A 22,681-nucleotide genomic window follows, 5' to 3' on the forward strand; every position below is an offset into this window, starting at 1 on the left:
CAGAGACATCGGCGCTTCATGCAGAGCGACTTTGCCTCTGCCAATTCCCCCTATCTCGCAATCGGCCCGTGACCGTCAGTCAGCGGCAGCCCCGATCAGGTGCGGCCGCCTGTTATTCGCGGCATCGGCTGCGACCGCGATCAACCGGGCACAGGTTCGTGCGCCTGTGATCCCTGAAGCTTCTTCCGGAAAACGGACTTTATTAGTCCTGCTTCCAGCACGCGTCCGACTGAATAGAGAACAGCGAAAATGGCCGCGAAGACATAGGCCGAAGTTGGCGAGGGTTTCTTGCCCTCGTCGTCGGCAGCGTCTTTCTTGGGCAGTTCGGGGGCAGGAGCGCCCAACGCCTTGTCTATCGGGTGCTGCGGCAGGACAGAAGCCTTCTTTTTGTCAGGCTTCTCGGTAGCGGCTTCGGTCGAGGGTTTCTCGAGATCGCCCAAGAATACGGTCAATTGCGCGAAACCCAGAAACAGCAGAGGCGCCAGAAAACAGAACAGCAACGCGCGGCTGACCAGGTGATAGTGCAGCACGGGGCCCGAACCGCTTCTTTCGATCTGCAGCACCCCGGCATCGAAGACCGACATCTTGTCCTGCGCCGCCTGGTCCTTCTTGGAGAAGCTCAGCGTATCATCTTGCTGGCTGTAGTTGGTGCCCGCCTCCTGAAACAGCGGTGCGAGCCGGTGAAATGCATCATCGCTCGATTGCCCTGGAGCGAGGGGCAGGCTGCCCTTGATATGCCAGATCCATTCGATGAAACGCGCGTTCACATGATCTCCTGTCGAGAGAGAATTGGATTTGGTCTTGTCGGGCCGCGCAGTCGCTTTGCGTCCGGCCTTGGCCCATCATTCGGCAGGCACGGTTTCCGCCCGGGCGTAACGTTCCCGGCCGTACTTCTCCTTGATCGTCTTCCAGCCTTCGGTGAATGGGAAGGTCATCTGCTCGCGGATGGACATACGGCGCCCGCCTTCCATGCCCAGCAGTTCAGCCTCGCCATCGATGCAGGTGCCGAAGATGCGGTCGATGAAGATGTAGGTGCCGGAATAGTTGCTGCGGGTGGCTTCGAAGTCCTGCGAATGGTGAACGCTGTGATGTTCGGTGGTGTTGAACAGGAAGCGCCACCAACGCGGCGTGTTGAAGCGCACGTTGATGTGCTGATAGGTGCTCACCGCCATGCCGATGGCACCGGCGAGCAGGGCGGCCCGCGGCAGGAAGTCGAAGAAGCCGCCGATACCAAGGCCGATCAGGAAAAGCTCGACCGGATTGCCCACCGCGCCTTTGTTGATGTTTAGCTGGGTGATGTAATGGTGCACCGAGTGGGGCAGCCACAGCGGGTACCAGTTGTGCATCCCGCGATGCATCCAATATTGTCCGAAGTCGAAGATGAACGAGATCAGGAAGGCCTGCAGAAGCAGCGGCAGGCCCACGAACCATGCCAGCTTGTCCCAGTCGAAGGCGTGCTGGAGAGCCTCGATCACGGCATCGCTGCCGATGTACTGGTCTACCAGGTTGAGGATCGTATAGCCGAGCCCGACATAGAACAGGTCGGTAACCAGTTCCTTCCAGGTCAGCCGCCAGCTTTCATAACGCGGGTTCACCCATTCGAGCGCCAGTAGCAGTACCCTGAAGCCGATTCCGATGCCGATTGCGGTAGATGCCTTGGCAATGGAATTGGGCGCGTAATACCAGAATGCGATAAGCGCGAACAATACCGTGGGCTGAAACCAGGTGAACACGAACTGCTTGACCGGGCCACCTTCCACCTTGGGAATGTTCTCCCATCCCACGGTAACAGGGGCCTGTGTGCCAATCAGCCTTTTGCCTACGCGAACTCCGTCCACAACGCCTGCCCTCGTCTTGTCCGTCCGGTGTCCTGCGGGATTGCCCGCCGTGTCAGATGACGTGCAAGTCCGCGACCCATTGGAAATGATGTCGGCTCAGCATCCTGAAAGCACCTGCATCACGCCAGACGGTATTATGATATAGATGGCATAGACGCTGGCTATGCCCGAGGCTCCGTGGTGACGCGGAAGGGCGACGACGACGGCATGAAAGGCTCGGTCAATACGTTACCACGGCATGCCGCGCGAGATGGCCTTGTTCGCTCTCGATCCATGCCTGCGCTTGCGCCGTGCAGGGCGTCTGCCGATCGAAAGAAAAATCGCGGACGTGAAGATCGAGCGAGAAACGCAGGGTGCATGCCCTGTCGTCGACATGTTTTGCCAAGGTGATCGTCCGGTCGTCCTGCAGCTTGAAATCGCCGGCGGCGATGTCCGTCCCGAGAACGCCAGTGCGGGTACTGTACTTTACGGCGTGGCCGTCGATGGCAACGGAGACTTCATGGCTTTCGATTTCGGGTTCGGTAGCGACGCCTCGAGCGAGGGCCTCCTCCAGGCTGGGCTCGGCATTCACGGCCGCATCCACCTGCGGCAGTCGCGATTGGACATAGGCCATGTGTCGGCCTGCCACGATCAGCCCACCGTCGATCGGCACTTCTCTGCCGGTCTCGTCATCGCGCAAGGCAAGCAGGCGCAGTCCCAGGATCGGGCCGAAAGAACATTGCTGACGCCAGTCTTCGACATAGGCACCCGAGGGCGCAAACTCGAGAACGCAGTTGCCGATGAACTGGAATGTCGCCGGTTCCGGCCATTGGTTGCCCGGTTGATAGCTGCGCACGATTGTCCAGGAGAGCTCGTTGCGATCCGGATCCCACAGCGTGTCTCCCATCCAGCCCTGCCGGGCCGCTATTGCGGTCTCGGCACCATCGGGCAGGCGCAGGTCGATCGTGAAGCTCCTGGACTGGAACCAGTAAACGACGGTGGTCTCGTCGGTAAGGCCGGTGCAGAAGGTGATGCTCTTGCGCCGGAAGGCACCAAGAAGATTGCGGGGGAATGCAAGGCCATCAAGACCGGTCTCAGGCAGTTGCCTCATCAGGTCGGCAATGTTCACGAGGTTGTCCCGTTCGCGCGCTGGCCAAAGGAGTTGGGCGGAACGGCGTTGGAAAGCACCAGTTCTCCGCATTCGACCCTGCGTTTCAGGTAAGCGAAGGTCTGGGCTGTCTGGTTGAACAGGTGCTCGCCGCCTTTCAGCGGAGCGTATCGGGGGGCTTCGCCGCGCAGGACCGGCGCAATGACGTAATCGTAGTCGCAGGTGAGGAAGAGCGGGAACGAATAGCGTTCCTCCTTGACTTTCTTCACGCGATGCCGGGTAGCCACGAAGCGACCGTTGGACAGGATCTCCATCATGTCGCCGATGTTCATGATCATGGTGCCTTCGATCAGCGGGACATCCATCCACACGCCTTGCTTGTCGAGGATCTGCAGGCCCGGCGCAGTTGCAAAGAGCAGGGTGAAGCATTCGTAGTCGGTGTGCGCGCCAATTCCGGGGCGATCTTGCGCCGCGGCGTCGAACGGGTAGTGGATCAGGCGCAGCTGACTGGGAGGATGGCGCAGGTATGGGTCGAAATGGTCTTCGTCGAGGCCCAGGGCCAGGGCAAAGCCACGAAAGAGGCGGCGGCCGATTCTGGTGATGTGCGCGTAGTAGGCCTGCACATCCTCGCGAAATCCGGGCATCTCGGGCCAGCAATTCGGCCCTAGAAGCCGCCGCCTCCCGTGGGCCGACGTGTAGTCGCAGTTGACGTCGAATGCCTCTTTCAGATCTGCGGCAGCACCGGGGAATTGCTCTTCACCCACAGGCACGTACCCGCTGTGGTTCTCGGAATGGCCGATGTAGCTGGCCATCTTGGTCTCGTGGTCGAGCGCGAAGTAGGTCTTCGCCCGGTCGACGAGCCGGCGGAACAGGTCGGGCTCGAGTTGCGCGCCCGCGATGTAGAGAAAGCCGGTTTGCGCGCAGGCGCGGTCGAGTTCGCGTGCAACGGCCATGCGGTCCTCAAGGCGGATGCTGTCCAGACCGGAGATGTCGACGAGGGGGAGCGACGCTGATGTCATGGCAACAGGCTTATTCTACCGCGCCCATAGCGATAGATGCGACGATCAGATGATTTCCATTGATTTTGTCTATGACTTGGCCATCCTGAGGGCACCGCGAAAGGAATGGGCTATAGGATGAGTGAGCGAGCGCCGCTGATCGACCGGAAGTTTGCCAGCCGCGTCGACTGGAACCTGATGCGGACTTTCGTGGACATCGTCCGCGCAGGTGGCATCGGCGCGGCAGCGCGACAGCTCAACCGGCAGCAGCCCAGTATCAGTGCGGCGCTCAAGCGTCTTGAAGATCACGTCGGAGTCACTCTGCTCCATCGCACCGCTACCGGCGTCGAAATGACGGCGGCAGGCAAGGCCATGATGGCCTTGTGCGAAGACATGCTGGAATCGGCTCGCATGGTGCCGCACCAGATCGCCCAGGCGACCAAGCGCGTCGAAGGCATCGTTCGCATCCAGATCGTATCGGGTCTCGTCTCCCCGGAATTTGACGAAGCGATCGCCAGCTTTCACCGGCGCAATCCGGCCATTCACATCGAGATCCGCGTCTCCCCCTGGCGCCAGGTGCTCGATGCACTGGAGCAGGGCGAAGTCGAAATCGGTGTCGGCTATGACAGTTCCGTTCGCGGTAGCCTGATGTACGAACCCTTGCTGGTGGAGCGCCAGCAGCTCTACTGTTCCCGCCACAGTCCTTATTTCGGATACCGGGTAAGTCGTCTGGGTGAGCTGAAGGACGAGGGTTTCGTCCTCACCGGCGAAGACGAGATCGAGCAGATCACGCACTTGCGGCGGCGCTATCGGCTGGGCACCAATGTGCGGGGGCTTGCCGAGGACATCAATGAAGCGCGGCGGCTGATCTTACACGGAATCGGCATAGGTTTCCTGCCGATCCTTGCCGCCGAGGGCGAAGTGGCCGCAGGGCGGCTGTGGCCGATGCTCCACGCCGATTTCGAACCGAGCTACGACATCTTCCTCCTCGCCCGAACCGAACCGGCGCGAGACACCGCGACCCAGCTTTTCTGGGACGAAGTCATGCGCAGGATCCGTGCCCAGCGCAGAGCATAGCGAAAATCTATGCCTTCCATCGTAAAATAGCGCCTCCCTTCATGACGCAATGCAGCGCAGTGTGGAAACACATGAATGGAGCTGCGTCATGCAAGCGAGTCTGAAGGACAAGGTTTTCAATCACATTCCTCCGGCGATGATCGCGGCGGTGCTGTTGTTCTGGGCCTTTGGACCGGAAACCCTCCTCAAGAATTCCTGGACTCTGACCGCCACGTCGCCGCTGATCGTCATGGCCGTGCTGGCGCTGGAATGGTTGCATGAACGCCACGCCGGCTGGCGTATGAACAAGCAGGAATTCCTGACCGATCTCTATTACTCCGTGCTCAGCGCAACTGTGATCGCTTGGGCATCGGAAAAACTGGCGGAAGCTCCGCTGACGGCGGCCAAGGCCTCGCTGGGCATCAGCACCCCCTGGGTCGCGCAGATGCCCTGGCTCGCGCAAGTTGCCTTGGCGATCTTCGTTCTTGAATTCGGTCAGTACTGGATGCACCGGTTGATGCATAACTGGACGCCGTTTTGGCTTACCCATGCGCCGCATCACCACATCACCCAGCTCAATGCGGCGAAGGGTGCGGTCGGCAACCCGATCGAATTGTTTCTGATCAGCCTGAGCGTGCTGGCGCTCTTCGACTTCGACCAGACTGCCCTTTTCGCAGCCTTCAACACGATGGGGGTCATCTCGGTCTTCGCCCACGCCAACGTGCGGGCCGATCCGCCGATCTGGTATTCGTTCTTCTTCACCACGATCCGCCATCACAGCCTCCATCATTCGACCGATTACGAGAGCACCCGCTGCAACTACGGCAATTCGCTCATCCTGCTCGATCGCATCTTCGGAACTTACCGCGAGGGCGAGGGCGTGCTGGTGGGACAGGACGACCGCAGGCGCCTGTCGATCTGGGAGCAGACCCTGTTCCCGTTCCAGCCGCTGATCGATAAGTGCCATTCCCGCAAGAAAGGGGGGGCTGGCACTGCTGAGTCGACTGAAAACGACCAGAACGAGCCACGGCCAGCATGACGGAAATGCGCTCTGCCCGGGTCGAGGCTGCTCGAAGCGCGCTGTCCCGAGGCGATTTGGGCGCAACCCATCGTTTCGCCACGACACTCCTGTCGGAAAATTCCAAGGATGCCGAAGCACACTTCCTTCTGGGGGTCGCGGAATCCAGCACGGGCCGCATCCGATCGGGGATTTGGCACATCGATCGGGCGGTGAGGCTCGATCCGCAAGGCGAATATTGCGCCAACCTTGCCAAGCTCTTCACCATGGTTCGGCAGGATGGCGACGCGGCGTCGATGCTCCAAGCAGCTGAGCAGGCCCTGCCCGGTGACGCGCTCAGCCGCGACACGATGGGCTGTGTCTATGCGCGCCTCGGGAACCACGCCGCTGCGCTCGTCCATTTTTCCGAGGCCGTGCGCCTAGAACCCGGTCATGCCGGATACCGCTACAATCAGGCGACGACCCTCAACTTCCTGGGGCGAACGGAAGAGGCCGAAGCTGCGCTCGAGGCACTGATAGCCCTGTCTCCCGAGGATGCGCGCGCGCACCACCTTCTCGCCGGGCTGCGCAGGCAAAACCCCGAATGCAACCATATCGGCCGGCTTGCCGAGATACGCGGCTCGGCCCGCAAGCCGCGCGACAGACTGCTGCTCGGCTATGCCCTTGCAAAAGAACTGGAGGACGTCGGCCAGCTGGACGAGGCACTCGATACGTTGTGCTGCGTCAATGCCGAACACCGTCGGACTTTGCCTTATGCCTTTGAGCGGGATGCCGCGTCCTTCGATGCGATCGAGGCTGCGTGGCCCCTGCCGAAACCGGTGGGAGAAGCCGCGACAGATTCTCCCATTTTCGTCGTCGGTATGCCGCGCACGGGGACGACGCTGGTCGACCGCATTCTCTCCTCTCATCCCGCTGTTGAAAGCGCGGGCGAACTGCAGGCGATGCCTCTGGCGGTCAAAAAGGCGGCGGGCACCCGAACGCCAACGGTCCTCGATCCCGACACGATAGCAGCTGCAGCAGGCAGCGATATGGCCGAGATCGGCCGGGATTTCCTGCAGCGCGCGACCCATCACCGGCGCAATCCCAGCCTCCGTTTCACCGACAAGTTTCCGGGGAATTTCCAGTACCTGGGGTTCATCGCACGGGCGCTTCCCGCGAGCAGGATCATCTGCCTGCGGCGGCATCCGATGGACACAGTGCTCAGCAATTTTCGCAATCTCTTCGCGGTCACTTCGCGTTATTACGATTACAGCTACGACCTGCTCGACATCGCCGCCTACTATATGCGCTTCGACCGGCTCATGGCCCTGTGGCGCGAAGCCCTGGCCGATCGCCTGATCGAAGTGCGCTACGAAGATCTGATCGCCGATCAGGAGGGTGAAACTCGCAGAATCCTGGCGCATTGCGGACTGGACTGGGACGAGCGCTGCCTGTCGTTCCACACAAACAGCGCACCGGTCTCGACCCCGAGCGCGGCCCAGGTGCGCCAGCCCATCTATGCCAGTTCCGTTGCCCGCTGGAAGCGGCATGGTGAGGTTCTCGAACCTGTCCGCCGCATCTTCGAGAACGCCGGAATTGCCATCGACTGACAAGCAGGAGGCCTTTTGGACAATGTCGATATATCGCATCCGCAACGCCCTGAGCCTGGCCGCCATCCTCTCCGCAGGAATCGCTACACCGGCAGCAGCCGAACCGCGGACGCGGCTCGTCGATTGCGAGGCCGGTTCGTGCCTGCTCGTTACAGGTCGCCGTGCCGATGTGGGGTCGGCGGTCAGCATCAACGGTCATGCGGTCGCCGCGCAGGGCGGGCGCAAGTGGCAGGTTAGCCTGCCGGTCAAGACGCTGCAGGATTGGTCGGTACCTTACGCGCGGACGATAACGGTATCGGTCGCCGATACGCATTCGCAGGCCGCTCTGCCGATCGGGCTACTTGGTCATGTAGACAATCTTGACCACCTGGTGGTGAGCGTGAAGTAATAATTGGGAGTGACTCTAGTAATAAAGTAACAAATTTTCCTTCTATATTGAAAGTTTCATCTTCTGGTCCTATGTATGCGGCAGTCGCCGTAGAGCGGCGTTCGTTCTACGTACAGGAGATGATGATGAAGATTGGCCTGGCGGTTCTCGCCACTTTCGCGTTCGCGACCACGGCTTATGCCGCCCCTGCCGAAAATCCCTTCGCCAAGGATGAGGCTGTCCTGACCCTCAAGGGGATCGACCTCACGACCCCTGAAGGCCAGGAGCGACTTGCGATCCGTATGGACCAGGCAGCGCGCGCCGTTTGCGGTGATCGCCTTGCCGGCGTGCATCTTGCACTGGAAGCCAAGGCGCAGGAATGCCGGACTGCGGTGATCGCCGATGTTCGCTCGCAGATCGAAACTCGCTCGGCGATGGTCCCGGCGTCGGACCGCCTCGCGTACAACCGCTGAGCTGCCCTCGCTCCGCAGCCCGGGCGTCCCGGGCTGCGGGCGGTCTATTTTTCAGGCTTTTCCAGCTTCTTCGGCTTTGGCCACCAGGTCAGGGTGTGTTTGTCATGAGCCGAGGTCCACAGGCCAGCGCGGGTATATCGTAAGGCGCCGCTGCCTTCGGCCTTGCCGACCCGCGCACGGACCTTCATCGACTGCGGATCGATCACGGCGAAAGTCTGGTCCTCGGTGGTGCGCAGCCACACCTTGCCGCCGCCCGTATCGATATCGCCCCATTTCAGAACGTCGCCTACCTTGACACGCCCGGTCACTTCGCTCGTGGACGGATCGATGCGCGCCACGGTGCCGTCGCCCTGTTCCTGAACCCAGACGGCGCCTGCGCCGGCAGCGAGGAAGCCGGGCTGCTTGCCAAGGGCGGTGCGTTTCACCACCGCATTGATCTTCGGATCGATCCGCTGGATCGAATGGCCTTTGGCGCTGACCGCCCAGAGCGATCCATGCCCGAAGGCCAGATACCACGTACCCGGATCGACAGGGATCGTCGCGACAACGGTGTTGGTGGCGGGATCGATGCGCGAGACCTTGCCCACATCGTTATCGCTGGCCACCCAGATCGAACCGGCACCAGCCGCGACATTGAGCTCGCCATCCCGGTTGGCAATGCCTGTGGGGATTGTTGCGGTCTTTCTGGCGGTGCGCGTGTCGATTCGGACAAGCGCATTCTCTTCGCAATCGGCCACCCACAAAGAGCCGGCCATGATCGTCATGGCACCGCAGGGTCTGGACATGGCGACTTCGGCCAGCTTGCCCTTGCGCGACCAGCGCTCCACCCGTCCGGCATTGGTGGCCCACACGCTGTTGCCATCGACTGCCAGGAAGTCCGCGAAACCGGGCACTTCGATGACCTGCTCCTCGTGCGCCTGCGCAGTCGGCGGGAGCGCGCCGAGGCCTGCGGCCAGCAGCGTAGCCAGTATCGGAAGATTGCGCATGATCAGCCCTGCCTTGCGATGAAGGCGCGCCAGCCGCCGAGTTCCGTTATGTCCTGCGCGCCGGCAAGCGCGCGAGGTTCGGCGACGAAGCCCTTGACGCTGCTGCCGTCGGAGAGAGTCACCGTGCCGATCGCGAGGGGAGCGGGCACTTCGACCACGAAGCTGCCGAATTCCGCTACGTCCAGTTCGTAGACCTCGACCGCGATTTCCCCACCATCGGGGCTGTGCACAAGCGCGGGTTTGGGCGGGACGCTGTCTGCGATGGCGTAGAGCCGGTACGAGGGAGCCGTCTGGAAGGCGCCGACGAACCTGGCATTGCGGGATGTGAGCTGCCAGTGCAGCGGCATGTCCTTGAGGTGGGCGCCCACGACGGCAAGTTTCACGGTTTGCATCTTTCCCTCCAGGTCGAGTGGTGGTCGTTGCGGGAGATTGGCTGCCGCGAGATAGGCGTCGGCCGCGTCCAGGAGGGCGCAGTCGGTATCGGCGGGGCCGATCAGGGTTACACCGAAGCCCGTTGCATTACCGCGAATACCGGCCGGCACGGCGACGGCTGCCATGTCGAGCAGGTTCACGAAATTGGTGTAGAAACCGAATGCGCTGTTGAGCGCGACAGGCGCGGCCAGAAGTTCGGAAACGCGATAGGTAGTGCCGGCAGTCGGGAAGGCGAGCATGTCGATGCCTTCCCACAGCAGGTCCGCATGCCGCTTCAACTCCGCCAAGCGGTAAATGCCGTTGAACAGTTCCACCGCGCTCATGCTGAGGCCGGGTTCGACCACTTCGCGCACTGTCGGATCGATGGCCTCGGGACTGTCGGCAAGGACGGTCGCGATCGCAGCGGTCCGCTCAGCCACCCAGGGGCCACCGTAGAGCAGCTGCGCGGCTTCCTGGAAAGGTGCCATGTCGATTTCGACGATCTCGGCCATTTGCGCCAGCGAGTCGAGCGCGCGATCGTAGAAGTACTCGGACTCGCTGTCGCCGAACCAGGCGCGTTGCCCACGGCGCGGCACGCCGATCCTCTTGTACTCCAGCGGGCGGTTGGCCAGTGCCTTGGAATAGGGATCGGCGGCATCGAAACCGGCTATGACCCCATCCACCAGCCGGGCATCGGTCACATTGTCGGTGAATACGGTGATGCAGTCGAGCGTGCGGCAGGCGGGCACCAGCCCCTTGTTGCTCCAGCGGCCTTTGCTTGGCTTGTAGCCGATCAGATGCTGAAACGCGGCGGGCACGCGGCCCGAACCGGCGGTGTCGGTGCCCAACGCGAATGGGACCAGCCCCGCTGCCACTGCGACGGAAGAGCCCGAACTCGAACCACCGCTGACATAGGCCAGGTTATAGGCGTTGCGCGGGGCGCCATAGGGGCTGCGTGTGCCATTGAGGCCCGTGGCGAACTGGTCGAGGTTGGTTTTGCCGATGCAGATTGCGCCGGCCTGTGTCAGCCGCTCGATCACCGTCGCGGATCGCTCGGGGCTGTAGGCGAAGGCAGGGCAGGCCGCCGTCGTTTCGAGACCCGCGACGTCGATGTTGTCCTTCGCTGCAAAAGGCACGCCGGCCAGAGGCAGAACCTCGCCGGCCTTTACGCGCGCATCCACGGCGCGGGCTGATTCAAGAAATGCATCCACGCTCAGCCGGCTGATCCAGACTTGTGCCTGGATGGCATCATAGGCGGCAAGCCGCGAAAGCGTTTCTTTCGCCACGGCGACGGCGGTTGTGCGTCCCGCGTTCACATCGGCAGCGATGGCGGCGGCGCTGCGGCGATCCAGCATGGTCAGGCCCCCTCTTTCAGGGCAAGCATGGGGGCGCCGGGCTGCAGGGCCTGCCGCTCCTGTACATAAATCGCTGCAATCGTTCCTGCACCGGGACTTTGCACTGCACACTCCATCTTCATGGCTTCGATGATCGCGATCGTGTCGCCTGCCTGTACTTCGTCGCCCGCCCCGACCAGCAGCTTCCAGACGCTGCCGCCGAAGGGAGCCTCGATGAGTGTCGCTCCGTCAGGCAGGTCAATCGCCGCGGCTTGGGGTGGCTCCGCTTCGGCGGTGTCGGCGATGCGGTCGAATTCGCCGCTGCGCTGCCATTCGGCGCGCTCCTCGTCGAATGCGGTCTGCCGGCGTGCCTCGAACTCGGCAATGGCGTCCGCATTCTCGGCCAGGAATGCACGATAGTCGGCAAGTCGGAACTCGGATTCCTCGATCCGGATAGAGCGGCGACCGCTGGGAAAGTCCCGTCGCCATTCGACGAGTTCGTCGGCGCTCACCGGATAGAAGCGGATCTGGTCGAAGAAGCGCAGCAGCCAGGGCTTGCCCTCGATGAAGGCGTCGGTCTGGCGATGCGTGTTCCACACTTGAATGGTGCGACCGAAGAGCTGGTAGCCGCCGGGGCCTTCCATGCCGTATATGCACATGTAGGAGCCGCCGATGCCGACCACGTTCGGCGGCGTCCACGTGCGGGCCGGGTTGTACTTGGTAGTGACCAGCCGGTGCCGGGGGTCGACCGGAGTCGCAACCGGTGCGCCCAGATAGACGTCGCCAAGGCCCATGACGAGGTAGTTCGCCTCGAAGATGAGGTTCTCCACCGCGGCAGTATCGGGCAGGCCGTTGATGCGGCGGATGAACTCGATGTTGTCCGGACACCACGGCGCGTCGTCGCGCACGGCGCCCATGTACTTCTGTATCGTCTCCAGCGTTGCAGGATCGCGCCAGCTCAGCGGCAGGTGGACAATCCGCGAAGGGATGGCGAAGTCGGCGAGATCGCCCAACCGCTCTTCTGCCGCGATCAGCTCCGCCAGTGTGGCCTTCTGGTCGAGCACCTTGCCATCGAAGTGCACCTGGAGCGAGCGGATTCCGGGAACCACGTCGAGGATGCCGGGAAGGGCGAGACGTTCCAACTCGGTCATCAGGGCGTGAACGCGGATGCGCAGCTCGATGTCGAGCACGATCGGACCGTATTCGACGAGGATGTTGCGATCGCCCTGCTGGCGATAGACGGTTCGCGGCCGGACCGCGCTTTCCTCTATTTCGGCAAGGATCGGCGAGAGCTGCGCGATCGGGCGCGCTTCGCTTGTGCCATGGGCAACGCCCTCGTCGAGTAGCCGTCGCTGCGCCTGGTCGGCCGCAATGGCGTCATCGAGCGTGATCGGGGCAAAGCGCAGTTTGTCACCGGGCGAGAGCTGGCCGATCTTCCAGCGGTCGGCGGCGATGACCACGAAGGGGCATACGAAGCCGCCGAGCGAGGGGCCGTCCGGACCCAGTATGATCGGCATGTCGCCGGTAAAGTCGACCGCGCCGATGGCGTAAGGGTTATCGTGGATGTTGGACGGGTGGAGCCCCGCTTCGCCGCCGTCGGTGCGCGCCCACTTCGGCTTGGGGCCAACGAGGCGAACGCCGGTGCGATTGCTGTTGTAGTGTACCTGCCATTCGACCCTGACGATCTCGTCGATATCCTCGTCGGTGAAGAAATCGGGTGCGCCGTGCGGGCCATAGAGGACGCGAACCGTCCATTCCGTGGCAAGATCGGGCAAGTCCACATCGGGCAGAGGGGCGACCGTCGCTTCATCGCCCAGGTGCAGTGTGTCTCCCGCAAGCAGGCGGCGCGCAGCGTGGCCGCCGAACTGTCCAAGTTCAAACGTGCTGCGGCTGCCGAGATAGGGCGCGATGTCGAGCCCACCGGCAAAGAGGATGTATCCGCGTATCCCGCCGCCTGACAGGCGGCCTGTGGCGAGCGTCTGTCCCGCCTCGACCTGGATCGCCTGCCCGCGCGCAACCGGATTGCCGTCGAGGGCCGCGCCGAAGTCGGCGCCGGTCAGGCAGATGCGGGCGGGGGCGCTGAAAGTCAGGGTAGGGCCGGTAATCGTCATTTCCAGCCCGGCTGTCCCCTCTGGATTGCCAAGGAGGCGATTGCCGAGGCGAAACGACTGATCGTCCATCGGGCCCGAAGGCGGCACGCCCACTGCCCAGAGCCTTTGCCTGCCGGGCCAGTCCTGCACGGTTGTCGCAGTGCCGCCGCTGACGACGCGGATGCTGCGCGGTTTGAACGCGATGCCTTCGAGCACGCGGGTCGAAACTTCGCCGCTGACGAATGCTTCACTGCGAACCACGTCGCGCAGCCAGCGCAGGTTCGTCTCGATCCCGTCGATCCGGCACTTGTCGAGCGCGTCCTGCATGGCGGCGATGGCCTCGCTCCGGCTCGGCGCATGCACGATCAGCTTGGCGAGCATCGGATCGTACCAGATGGATACGGTGGAGCCGGCCATGATCCAGGTTTCGGCCCGTATGTCGTCGGGGAATTCGACCGAGGTCAGGGTGCCCGAGGTGGGGCGATAGTCGAGGGCCGGGTCTTCGGCATAGAGACGCACTTGCACCGAATGCCCGCTCGGCTGCTTCGGCGCCTCATCCAGGAACGAGAAGTCTCCGGCCCCGCCGCGGATCATCCATTCGACAAGGTCCAGCCCCATGACCTCTTCGGTCACACCGTGCTCGACCTGCAGGCGGGTGTTCATCTCGAGAAAGAAGAACTCTTCGCGTTCGGCATCGTAGAGGAATTCGACCGTGCCGGCAGAGCGGTAGTTCGCGGCTTCGCCCAATCGGATTGCGGCGGCGATCAGCTCGGCGCGGACCTTGGCGGGCAGAAGCGGCGCCGGGGCCTCTTCCACCACTTTCTGGTTGCGACGCTGGAGCGAGCAGTCCCGCTCGCCCAGGGCCCGAATTCGCCCTTCGCCGTCGCCGAAGATCTGCACCTCGATATGGCGCGCTCGGCGGATGTAGCGCTCGAGGAAGATGCCGGCGTCGCCGAAATTGCTCTGCCCCTGGCGGGCCACGGCGGCGAAGCTTTCGCGCACGGATGCCTCGTCCTCGCAGACCCGCATGCCGATGCCGCCGCCGCCTGCAGTGGCCTTGAGGATGACCGGAAAGCCGATCCGACGGGCGGCCGCAGCCGCTTCGCTCTCGTCGGTCAGCAAGTCTGTGCCGGGAGCCAGCGGTACGCCGTGCGCAGCAGCCAGGGCGCGGGCGCTGTGCTTCAGGCCGAAGGTACGGATATTGTCGCAGGTCGGGCCGATAAAGACGATCCCGGCCTCGGCACAGGCTTCGGCGAACTCGACGTTCTCGGCGAGGAAGCCATAGCCGGGGTGGATGGCATCCGCCCCGGCTTCACGCGCGGCCTTCAGGATTGCGGCGATGTCGAGGTAGCTCTCCGATGCACGGGCGGGGCCGATGCAGACGGCCTCGTCGGCCTCGGAAACGTGCAGCGAACCTTCGTCGGCTTCCGAATAGACCGCCACCGAACGCAGTCCCATGCGACGCAGTGTACGGATGATGCGGGTGGCGATCGCCCCGCGATTGGCGATCAGGACGGTGTCGAACTTCATGCGTTGGCAACTATCATGCGTACGGGGGTCGGGTTGAAGCCGTTGCACGGATTGTTGATTTGCGGGCAGTTGGAAACGACGACGATGACGTCCATCTCCGCTCGCAGGTCAACGGTCAGTCCCGGGGCGGAAATGCCATCGACGATGCCCAGCGACCCATCGGCCTCGACCGGAACGTTCATGAAGAAGTTGATGTTAGAGACGATGTCGCGCTTGCCGCGTCCTTCGCGCAAGTTGGCTTCCAGAAAGTTTTCGACGCAGGCGTGCTCGGCCTTCGTATGGTGTCCGTAGCGCAAGGTATTGGACTCGCAGGAGCAGGCGCCGCCGATGGTATCGTGATAATCGACGGACGTGCCGGTGATCGTCATCATCGCCCGCCCTTCATTGGAGCGCAGCACAGTGCCTTCGCGCAGGAACAGGTTGCCTTGCGCGGCGACAGTGTCCTGCGCGCTGTAGCGCTCGGTATCGTCCTGTTCCGAATACAGCAGGAAATCTACTGCCTGGTTGCCCTCGAGATCCACGATGCGCAGGGTCTGGCCTGCCGCGATGTGGTGCAGCCACGGCGCCCGCGCGGGGACGATGACGTCATGCGCGACAGTGCCGGGAAGATCGGAAAGATGGGGGTCGAGGCTCATGCGATGCTGTTCCTGTCAGCGGCGAAAATAGTCTTCGACGTTTTCGAAGGCGCGCAGACCTTCGGGCGTCGCGGTGCGGATGGGGTCGTCCTCGGCAGTGATCGGGCCGCGCCATGCAGTCGCGCGCAGAGGAGTGCTGCTCCAGTCTTCGCGCGGGTCGAGAACATGCGGACAGTTCGCGATTACGACGATCACGTCCATCTCGGCGCGCAGGATCAGGCTGCGGCCCGGCTCGAAGGGACCGACGAGCGGCGTGATCGTGCCATCGGTCTCGATCCGGACACCCTTGAACAGGTTGATGCAGGGGTGGATGTCGCGCCGCTGCAATCCGTGCTTTGCGGCGCCCAGAAGGAAGCGGTCGCGACCATTGGGATGGGCCCCGCTGTTGCTGCCGTCGCCGTACTTGGCGCTGTTCATGACTGCATTGGAAGTGCCGCAGAATGCATCGTGGGTGCCGGCGCCGTCGGAAACGAGGCTCATCAGCACACGGCCCATGTCCGACAACAACAGCTTGCCCTCGCCAAGATAGGCGTTCCACTGGACTTTGACGGTATCGGCAACGTTGAGCCGCTCGCTCGGCATCTCGGCATTGAAGATCAGCAGCGAAGCGCAAGCGTCTCCCTTGAGATCGATCAGCCTCAGTCGCGATCCGCGGGGCAGTCGGCGCGAAGCGTATCCGCCGGCGGCGATCGTTTCTTCCCATAGCAGGTCTTGGGCAGGTACACTCTCCGGCAGGTCCTCGGCGACAGGGGGCAGCATCGGCATGGCTTCGACTACCGTGCCTGCCATGCCACGCGCGTGGTCGCGGGCAGCAAGAGGATTCGCGAGTGTCTCGGTCATGCAGTTTCTTCCGTTTCCTGTTCGTAGAGTGGAGGCAGAAGTGCGGTCGTTGTGACGAGCTGGAGTTGTTGCACTCCGCGCACCCGGCGCAGCGCGTCGCACAGTTCTTTCAGTAGCGAGGCGGGCCCCTGCACCAGCAGGACCTCGAGGGACTGATCGTCCTCCAGGAATACATGCTGGGAAGAGATGACTTCCTTGAGGTAGTCGGCCTGGGTCTGGGCAAGCTGGTGGCGCACCCGGCCGCGGTCGCCGCGATAGACGATGGTAATGGTGCCGGCCAGCATCTCGTCCGGGCGGGTGTATGCCTCATGTTCGGCAAGCGCATGGCGGATCAGCTCTGCGATAAGCTGCGAGCGGGATGGCAGACCGCGCTCTTCGACCATCATGTCGAGCTGCCTGAACAGATCGCCGGGAAGGCTCATGCTGAGCCTGGCCAGGTTCGTTGTTTCGTTAGCCATGTCCAATCCTCTCCTTGGCACTCAGCGGGCCTTCGAGCGAGACCACTGCGCCGTCTTCCGGCTCTTCATCCGACCTGCGAAGCGGCAGATCGTAGACTGCGGTCGCGCCGAAGCGATGTGGTGCGTGTGGATCGTGTCGGCGCTTGTCGAGTGCGAGCACCCGCGTTCCCAGCGTGAAAGCTTCGCGGATGTCATGCGTGACCATGATGATCGTCAGTGCATAGTCCTGCCAGAGCCGGGTGATCAGGCCGTGCATGTCGGCGCGAATGCCGGGATCGAGCGCTCCGAACGGCTCATCGAGGAGCAGGATGCGGGGACGCTTGATCAGCGCCTGGGCGATGGCCAGACGCTGTTGCATGCCGCCCGACATCTGCGCGGGATAGAGGTCTATCGCATCGCCGAGGCCGACTGCGTTCAGCATGTCGGCCGCTTCGCTCTCGGCTGCCCGCCTTGCGCCGCCGAACAGTCGGGCAGACAGGGGAGCCTTCGCGCATTCGATGCCGAAGACCGTGTTCTGAAGGGCGGATAGATGGGGGAAGACCGAATAGCGCTGGAATACCACGCCGCGGTCTGGTCCGCACTCGGGTGCCAGCGGCGCTCCGTCGAGCAGTATGGTGCCCCGTGTAGGCACTTCCTGACCAAGGATCACCCGCAGAAGACTGCTCTTGCCAGCGCCGGATGGGCCGATGATCGATACGAAGGAGCCGGCCTCGAACTCGAGGTCCACTTTCTCGAGCACGATCTTGTCGCCGTATTCGACCCAGACGTCGCGGAGGCTGAGAAGCGCGCTCAATGGCTTGCTCCATGGGCCCAGGGGTAGAGTTTCCGGCTCGCGAAGACGAGCGCTGCGTCCATCGCGATGGCCAGCAAGGCGATCCAGGCCACGTAAGGGATGATAACGTCCATCGAGAGATAGCGGCGCACGAGAAAGATCCGGTAGCCAAGGCCGACATCGGAAGCGATCGCCTCGGCGGAAATCAGGAAGACCCAGGCCGGGCCGAGCGAGAGACGGATCGCGTGCAGAAGGCGCGGCATGGCCTGCGGGAGCGCCACGCGGATCATGATCTGCCAGGAACTGGCGCCCAATGTCTGCGCCTTGATGATCTGCTCGCGCGGCAATGCAGCGACGTGCGCGGTGATGTCACGCACCATGACAGGCGCGATGCCGATGACGATAAGGGCGATCTTCGCCGTTTCGCCGAGACCCAGCGCTATGAAAAGTATCGGCAGAAGCGCGATTGGCGGGATGACGGCAATTCCGGTCACGAGCGGACCGAGTGTTGTGCGTACCGGCGGCAGTACGCCAAGGACCAGGCCGAGTACCAGCGCGACGACGGTTGCAATGCCCAAACCGATCCCGAGCCGCTGCAAGCTCGCCAGCGTATCCGCCCAGAACAGGAGCTTTCCGGTCAGCTGATCCGGCTGGAACAGCAGGACGGAGAGAGCCCTGGCCATGCCGTTGGGAAGGGGCAGGACCTTGTCCATCGGATTGGCCGCGTGGCGCTCGGCCGCGAGGAAGATGTAGAGCAGGATGAGGAACAGGATCGGCAGGGCCCCTAGCAGGATGCCTTCGCCTCGGCGGACGTTTCTATTCACCCAGCGCATATTGTCTCACCAGCATCATCGAGTCCGAACAAAGTCTGGTCAGAGCCTTCCGTCCGCAGCCATTTTCATGAAGCTTTCGTCGAAGCGCAGCGTTACCCGGCCCGGATCGCCGAGCGTCTTGCCGCCCGGGAAGCTCATGCCGACTTCGTCGGCCGAAGAAGCACCCTTGAACAGGCCGTGCGAGAAGCTGAAATCGCGTACTTGCGTCATCGTCTGAACGAGTGCCGGCGAGGAGGTTGCCGCCGCTGCCGCCTTCGGGTCCGAATAGAGGTATGTTGTTGCGAGTTGACCTTCGAAGACTTCCGGCGTCGTCCCGGCGAGCTTGGCCATTGCGGCGCGGGCCGCCTTGCCCTCGGCATCCTGCCGCTTGATCAGGGCCATCGTCTCGTACCAGATGCCGGTCAATGCCTTGCCGAGCTTCGGATTGGCCTTGAGGGTATCGGTATCCACGACCAGCAGGTCGAGGATCTCGCCGGGGATCTGGGCAGAGCTGAATACCTGCTTCACCCCGGGCTGCTCCTTCATGACGGAGAGCTGCGGGTTCCAGGCGACCGCCGCGGTCGCGTCCGGACTGCTGAATGCGCCGACGATGTCGGCATCGGATGTATTGACGGTCTTCACATCGGTGGGCTTCAAGCCGCCCTTCTCGAGCGCGCGCGCAAGAAGGTAATGCGACACGGAAAGCTCCACCAGATAGACTTGCCGGCCCTTGATGGAGCTGAGCTGGTCCGCGCCCTTGAGCAGAACGCCGTCGTTGCCGTTCGAGTAATCGCCGACGATGATGGCACTTGTATCTTTGCCGCCCGCCGCCGGTATGGTGAGGGCATCCATATTGGTCACGGTCACGCCATCGAATTTGCCGGCGGTATACTGATTGACCGATTCCACGTAGTCGTTGACCTGCACGACGTTAATCTTGATGCCGTACTTGTCAGCCCACTTCTTCACGATGCCGGCTTGCTGCGCATAGGGCCATGGCATCCAGCCGGCATAGATTGACCACCCGATATTGAATTCAGTGCGGGCTTGCGGCGTGGTATCTGCCCCGGGCGAACACGATACCGCAAGAAGCGTTCCGGCCAACAAAGCGATCCTGCTGGATCTGACGAACGACATGACCATGATTCGATCCCCTTTCGCAGTGCAGCATCAGTGAGAAGCCCGCGCTTGTCCATTAAAAAATATTACCGAAAGAAATTTAGGTAATAACTCCGCCAAAGTGGATTCGATGGCCAGGCCGGATTCGCCTCTGGTCTGGTCGAGCATTGCGATGACGCTTCTACGCCGGGAATCGCAGAAAGACGCGTACCTTAGCAGGGTTCACGTTTTCTCTAAAGTTTCACATGGCAGGAATGCGAATCAGATCTCGCCGGAGCGTTGCTTGCTCGGCAGGCAGTGCGGTCGAAGCCGGAATGCTTCCATTCGGTGTAAGGTCAGGCGCATGCGAAACTACCGGTTTGTGCGGTGCAACGCGAATTCCAGTCATACTGAGCAACTGCAAAATTATTACGCTTGACGACTTGTGTAATATCCATACCGTATGCCGTGTCGTTCTTTGAAGCGGCGAAGATCAAGGGGCGATCCGGTCGGCCTTTCGCCGGCGTGAAATGAGGGCTCGTGGATTGAAGACTGGCCAGCGGTCATTTCCCAAATGGGGAGTTGTCGGTCGTAATGCGCACAGTTCTGTGCGCAGGGTCTTTTGGTCCACAAGTAGATCCTCGGCTCGTTCCGCAGGAATGCAACGGCGCACGTATTACCGCGTCGCAAGAAGACCGCTACCGAATACGGCGGGCTCATGGAATACCGAGTAGGACCGGCCAATATCGGACCGGAAAGGCGCCGGCGTAGCCAGAGCGTCAACGGGAGGGATGTCACTTGAGGCTCAACGGCATAGGGGGTCGAAGTGACTATGAAATTGTTTCGCAATACATTGCTTGGCGCTACCTTTCTCATGGGCGTTGGGACCACTTCGGCTTATGCGCAGGATGCAGCGGCAGGCGGTGAAACGGGCGGCGATATCGTCGTAACGGCCACGCGTCGCGCAACTTCTCTGCAGGATGTGCCGATCAATATCAGTGCCGTCGGCGAGGAGCAGCTCTCCCGGCAGCGTATCGATGACGTTCGCGATCTGGCGGACTTTACGCCTGGCATGACCATCTCTGACACCGGGCCCGGATCGACCGGATCGATCGTGCTGCGTGGTCTGAACGCCTCGGACGTGGATTCGACCGGTGCCTCGTATGACGACGCGCTGGGCATGTATCTGGGCGAGGTTCCCCTCTATTACGACTTCAAGCTTCTTGACATTGCGCGCGTCGAAACGCTGCTGGGGCCTCAGGGCACGCTATATGGTCTCGGCACGCTGGCGGGCGCCATTCGTAACATTCCCAATCGGCCGAATACGGACACGATCGAGGGGGAAGTGCACGGCCGCTTCTACGGCAAACAGCATAGCGGCAAGCTGGGATACCAGGTCGACGGCGTCATCAATATACCGATCGTCACGGACCACGTCGCGTTTCGTTCGGCCACCGGCTATTTCTACGATCCCGGCTTCATCGACTATCCGCTCCTGCTGCAGGAACCGGGCGTATCGCTTCCGCAGCCCAGTGGTCCTGACGGCGTGACCGACGCGGACTATGCTGCAAACTTGATGAGCCGCAAGGATCTCAACTTCGAGAAGACCTTCACCACACGCAACCAGTTGCTTGTCCAGTTCAGCGAAGACCTGAAGGTGAACTTCACCTACGCGTACCAGCAGACCAAGACTGACGGTGGCCAGTACAACAGCGACGGCGTGCTCGGCACGGGAAAGTATGAAAGTGCCGGCCGTTACATCGAACCCGTGAACCGCCATGCGCATCTCGGCAGCATGGAGATAAACGCCAATCTCGCGGACATTGCAGATCTTGTGGCGACCACCGCGTACACCAATGTGCGCAACCGCACCCAGGCGGACAATACCGACCTCCTCTTGGACCTGGATTACGGTTACGAGACCTTCCCGGCCTTTTCGAGCTGGAACGAGGCCGATGATCACCGCAAGCAGTTCAATCAGGAAGTGCGCTTCGTTTCCCGCCATGGCGGACCGTTCAGCTGGGTCCTGGGTGGCTTCTATAACGAGCAGAAGCGCCAGCGCGATTACATCGAACATGTGCCCAATCATCCCTGGGTCGAATTCGGGACGCAGCCCAATCCGGACGAAGTCGAGTACGCGTCCTTCGTGAAGTCGAAGGTGACCGAGAAGGCGGTCTTCGGTGAAGGTACGTTCCGCGTGACGCCGGCATGGCAGGTAACCGCCGGTGCTCGCTATTTCGGATACACCTCCAATATCTCGGGGCTCTCCGTGCTTCCGCTGCTGGGAGACCCAGTCAGTCCGTATGACCTGGAGCCTGCCGGCGGCAAGACGAAGAAGAGCGGCTGGGTCTGGAAATTCAACAGTTCGTACAATTTTACGCCGGACCTGATGGTCTATGCGACTTACAGCAAGGGCTATCGCATCGGCGGGCCTAACACCGTCGCGCCATGTATCCTGCCGCTGGATCCAACCCAGCAGAACGTCTGTGCTCTGCCAAATGAGATCCAGTACGGTCCTGACACGACCAAGAATGCGGAAATCGGTGTTCGCGCGCAATTTTTCGACCGCAAGCTCAATTTCAATTTCAACGTGTTCCAGATCAAGTGGAGCGGCATCCAGGTCGATTCCGCGACGCTGAACGGTATCGTCGGCATCACGGTGAATGGCGGCAAGGCCAAGTCGCAGGGCTTCGAAACCTCGTTCCAGGTCCTCCCTCTTCCCGGCCTGTCGATCCAGGGAACCTATTCCTACGTCGATGCCAAGCTGACCGAGGATGTGCCGGGTATCATTACCATCAACGATCCGGCGGGGACCTATCCGAGCAATCCGATCCAGTTGGACGCTCTGGACGGCGATCGCCTCCCCGGCTCGGCGAAGCACAGCGGAAGCCTTGGGGCGACCTACACCATGCCTGTCATGGCCGGGAACCTCGTGGCCGACTGGACGGCGACCTATCGCGGCAATGTCGTGACGCGCCTTGGCTGGGATCGTGCCTATGGCGACAGATTACCCAGCTACGTGTTGCACCGCGCGTCCCTGACTTATGAAGCCGACCGCTACAGCATCGGCCTGTTCGCGAATAATATCTTCGACAAGTATGCGGTGGCTTCTGTTTCCAACGATCGTTCGCGCGTCGGCCTGAATGACGGCGTTCTGCTGCGCTACTACAAGCAAACGGTCATCAACCCGCGGACCTTCGGGATCGAACTGCGGTACAAGTACTGATCTGGCATGGGCGGGACGCTGTTCCGGGAGGTCAGCGCCCCGCCATTTTCAAGACTGTTTCGA

Annotated in this window: 19 protein-coding genes; 6 read left to right on the top strand and 13 right to left on the bottom strand. The window is 62.1% G+C overall.

Going from position 1 to position 22,681, the window contains the following annotated elements; genetic code table 11:
* Positions 1–140 precede the first annotated feature (140 nt).
* From J3474_RS08940 to J3474_RS08955, 4 genes are all read right to left on the bottom strand, one after another.
* Complete coding sequence (locus tag J3474_RS08940) at positions 141–767, bottom strand: hypothetical protein (protein ID WP_013836454.1); 627 nt, start codon at positions 765–767, stop codon at positions 141–143.
* Between the two features lie 75 nt (positions 768–842).
* Positions 843–1,838, bottom strand: a complete 996-nt coding sequence (locus tag J3474_RS08945) for a sterol desaturase family protein (protein ID WP_207093858.1) — start codon at positions 1,836–1,838, stop codon at positions 843–845.
* A 220-nt stretch (positions 1,839–2,058) separates the two neighbouring features.
* Complete coding sequence (locus tag J3474_RS08950; protein ID WP_242528295.1) at positions 2,059–2,928, bottom strand: hypothetical protein; 870 nt, start codon at positions 2,926–2,928, stop codon at positions 2,059–2,061.
* 14 nt (positions 2,929–2,942) lie between these two features.
* Positions 2,943–3,944, bottom strand: coding sequence for an isopenicillin N synthase family oxygenase (locus J3474_RS08955; protein WP_013836451.1), 1,002 nt, complete (start codon positions 3,942–3,944; stop codon positions 2,943–2,945).
* 117 nt (positions 3,945–4,061) lie between these two features.
* On the opposite strand from J3474_RS08955, the gene J3474_RS08960 reads away from it, so the two are divergent.
* The 5 genes from J3474_RS08960 to J3474_RS08980 all read left to right on the top strand — a co-directional run bounded on the left by J3474_RS08960 (position 4,062) and on the right by J3474_RS08980 (position 8,426).
* Positions 4,062–5,000, top strand: a complete 939-nt coding sequence (locus tag J3474_RS08960; protein ID WP_013836450.1) for a LysR family transcriptional regulator — start codon at positions 4,062–4,064, stop codon at positions 4,998–5,000.
* 88 nt (positions 5,001–5,088) lie between these two features.
* On the top strand, positions 5,089–6,018 hold the full coding sequence (locus J3474_RS08965) for a sterol desaturase family protein (RefSeq protein ID WP_207093860.1): 930 nt from the start codon (positions 5,089–5,091) through the stop codon (positions 6,016–6,018).
* On the top strand, positions 6,015–7,586 hold the full coding sequence (locus J3474_RS08970) for a tetratricopeptide repeat-containing sulfotransferase family protein (RefSeq protein WP_207093861.1): 1,572 nt from the start codon (positions 6,015–6,017) through the stop codon (positions 7,584–7,586). Before J3474_RS08965 ends, J3474_RS08970 begins: the two co-directional genes overlap by 4 nt.
* Before the next feature lie 22 nt (positions 7,587–7,608).
* Positions 7,609–7,974 (top strand): hypothetical protein, encoded by a 366-nt coding sequence (locus J3474_RS08975; RefSeq protein WP_207093862.1) that lies wholly within the window; start codon positions 7,609–7,611, stop codon positions 7,972–7,974.
* A 125-nt stretch (positions 7,975–8,099) separates the two neighbouring features.
* On the top strand, positions 8,100–8,426 hold the full coding sequence (locus tag J3474_RS08980) for a UrcA family protein (RefSeq protein WP_207093977.1): 327 nt from the start codon (positions 8,100–8,102) through the stop codon (positions 8,424–8,426).
* 44 nt (positions 8,427–8,470) lie between these two features.
* Here the strand turns inward: J3474_RS08980 and J3474_RS08985 are convergent, their stop codons facing one another.
* From J3474_RS08985 to J3474_RS09025, 9 genes are read right to left on the bottom strand one after another with little or no spacing between them, the layout of a single operon-like run.
* Positions 8,471–9,412, bottom strand: a complete 942-nt coding sequence (locus tag J3474_RS08985; RefSeq protein WP_207093863.1) for a DUF6923 family protein — start codon at positions 9,410–9,412, stop codon at positions 8,471–8,473.
* Between the two features lie 2 nt (positions 9,413–9,414).
* Positions 9,415–11,178 carry an allophanate hydrolase gene (atzF, locus tag J3474_RS08990; protein WP_376706522.1) on the bottom strand — a complete coding sequence of 588 codons (1,764 nt, stop codon included), beginning with the start codon at positions 11,176–11,178 and terminating at the stop codon, positions 9,415–9,417.
* A 2-nt stretch (positions 11,179–11,180) separates the two neighbouring features.
* Entirely contained in the window at positions 11,181–14,777 is a 3,597-nt protein-coding gene (gene uca / locus J3474_RS08995; protein ID WP_207093864.1) for an urea carboxylase, read from the bottom strand.
* Positions 14,774–15,412 (bottom strand): urea amidolyase associated protein UAAP2, encoded by a 639-nt coding sequence (locus J3474_RS09000; protein ID WP_207093865.1) that lies wholly within the window; start codon positions 15,410–15,412, stop codon positions 14,774–14,776. The genes uca and J3474_RS09000 overlap by 4 nt, the downstream gene beginning before the upstream one ends.
* A 15-nt stretch (positions 15,413–15,427) precedes the next feature.
* Positions 15,428–16,252 (bottom strand): urea amidolyase associated protein UAAP1, encoded by an 825-nt coding sequence (locus J3474_RS09005; RefSeq protein WP_207093866.1) that lies wholly within the window; start codon positions 16,250–16,252, stop codon positions 15,428–15,430.
* Complete coding sequence (locus tag J3474_RS09010) at positions 16,249–16,710, bottom strand: CopG family ribbon-helix-helix protein (protein WP_013836440.1); 462 nt, start codon at positions 16,708–16,710, stop codon at positions 16,249–16,251. Before J3474_RS09010 ends, J3474_RS09005 begins: the two co-directional genes overlap by 4 nt.
* Positions 16,703–17,503 carry an ATP-binding cassette domain-containing protein gene (locus J3474_RS09015; RefSeq protein ID WP_207093867.1) on the bottom strand — a complete coding sequence of 267 codons (801 nt, stop codon included), beginning with the start codon at positions 17,501–17,503 and terminating at the stop codon, positions 16,703–16,705. Before J3474_RS09015 ends, J3474_RS09010 begins: the two co-directional genes overlap by 8 nt.
* Positions 17,500–18,315: an ABC transporter permease gene (locus J3474_RS09020; RefSeq protein WP_207093868.1), complete on the bottom strand. Its 816-nt coding sequence runs from the start codon at positions 18,313–18,315 to the stop codon at positions 17,500–17,502. The genes J3474_RS09015 and J3474_RS09020 overlap by 4 nt, the downstream gene beginning before the upstream one ends.
* 39 nt (positions 18,316–18,354) lie before the next feature.
* Positions 18,355–19,437: a putative urea ABC transporter substrate-binding protein gene (locus J3474_RS09025; RefSeq protein WP_013836437.1), complete on the bottom strand. Its 1,083-nt coding sequence runs from the start codon at positions 19,435–19,437 to the stop codon at positions 18,355–18,357.
* A gap of 787 nt (positions 19,438–20,224) precedes the next feature.
* Here J3474_RS09025 and J3474_RS09030 point away from each other — a divergent pair.
* Positions 20,225–22,618 (top strand): TonB-dependent receptor, encoded by a 2,394-nt coding sequence (locus J3474_RS09030; protein ID WP_013836435.1) that lies wholly within the window; start codon positions 20,225–20,227, stop codon positions 22,616–22,618.
* Positions 22,619–22,681: the final 63 nt, after the last annotated feature.

Source organism: Novosphingobium sp. PY1 (genome assembly GCF_017312445.1).
Lineage (GTDB): Bacteria > Pseudomonadota > Alphaproteobacteria > Sphingomonadales > Sphingomonadaceae > Novosphingobium.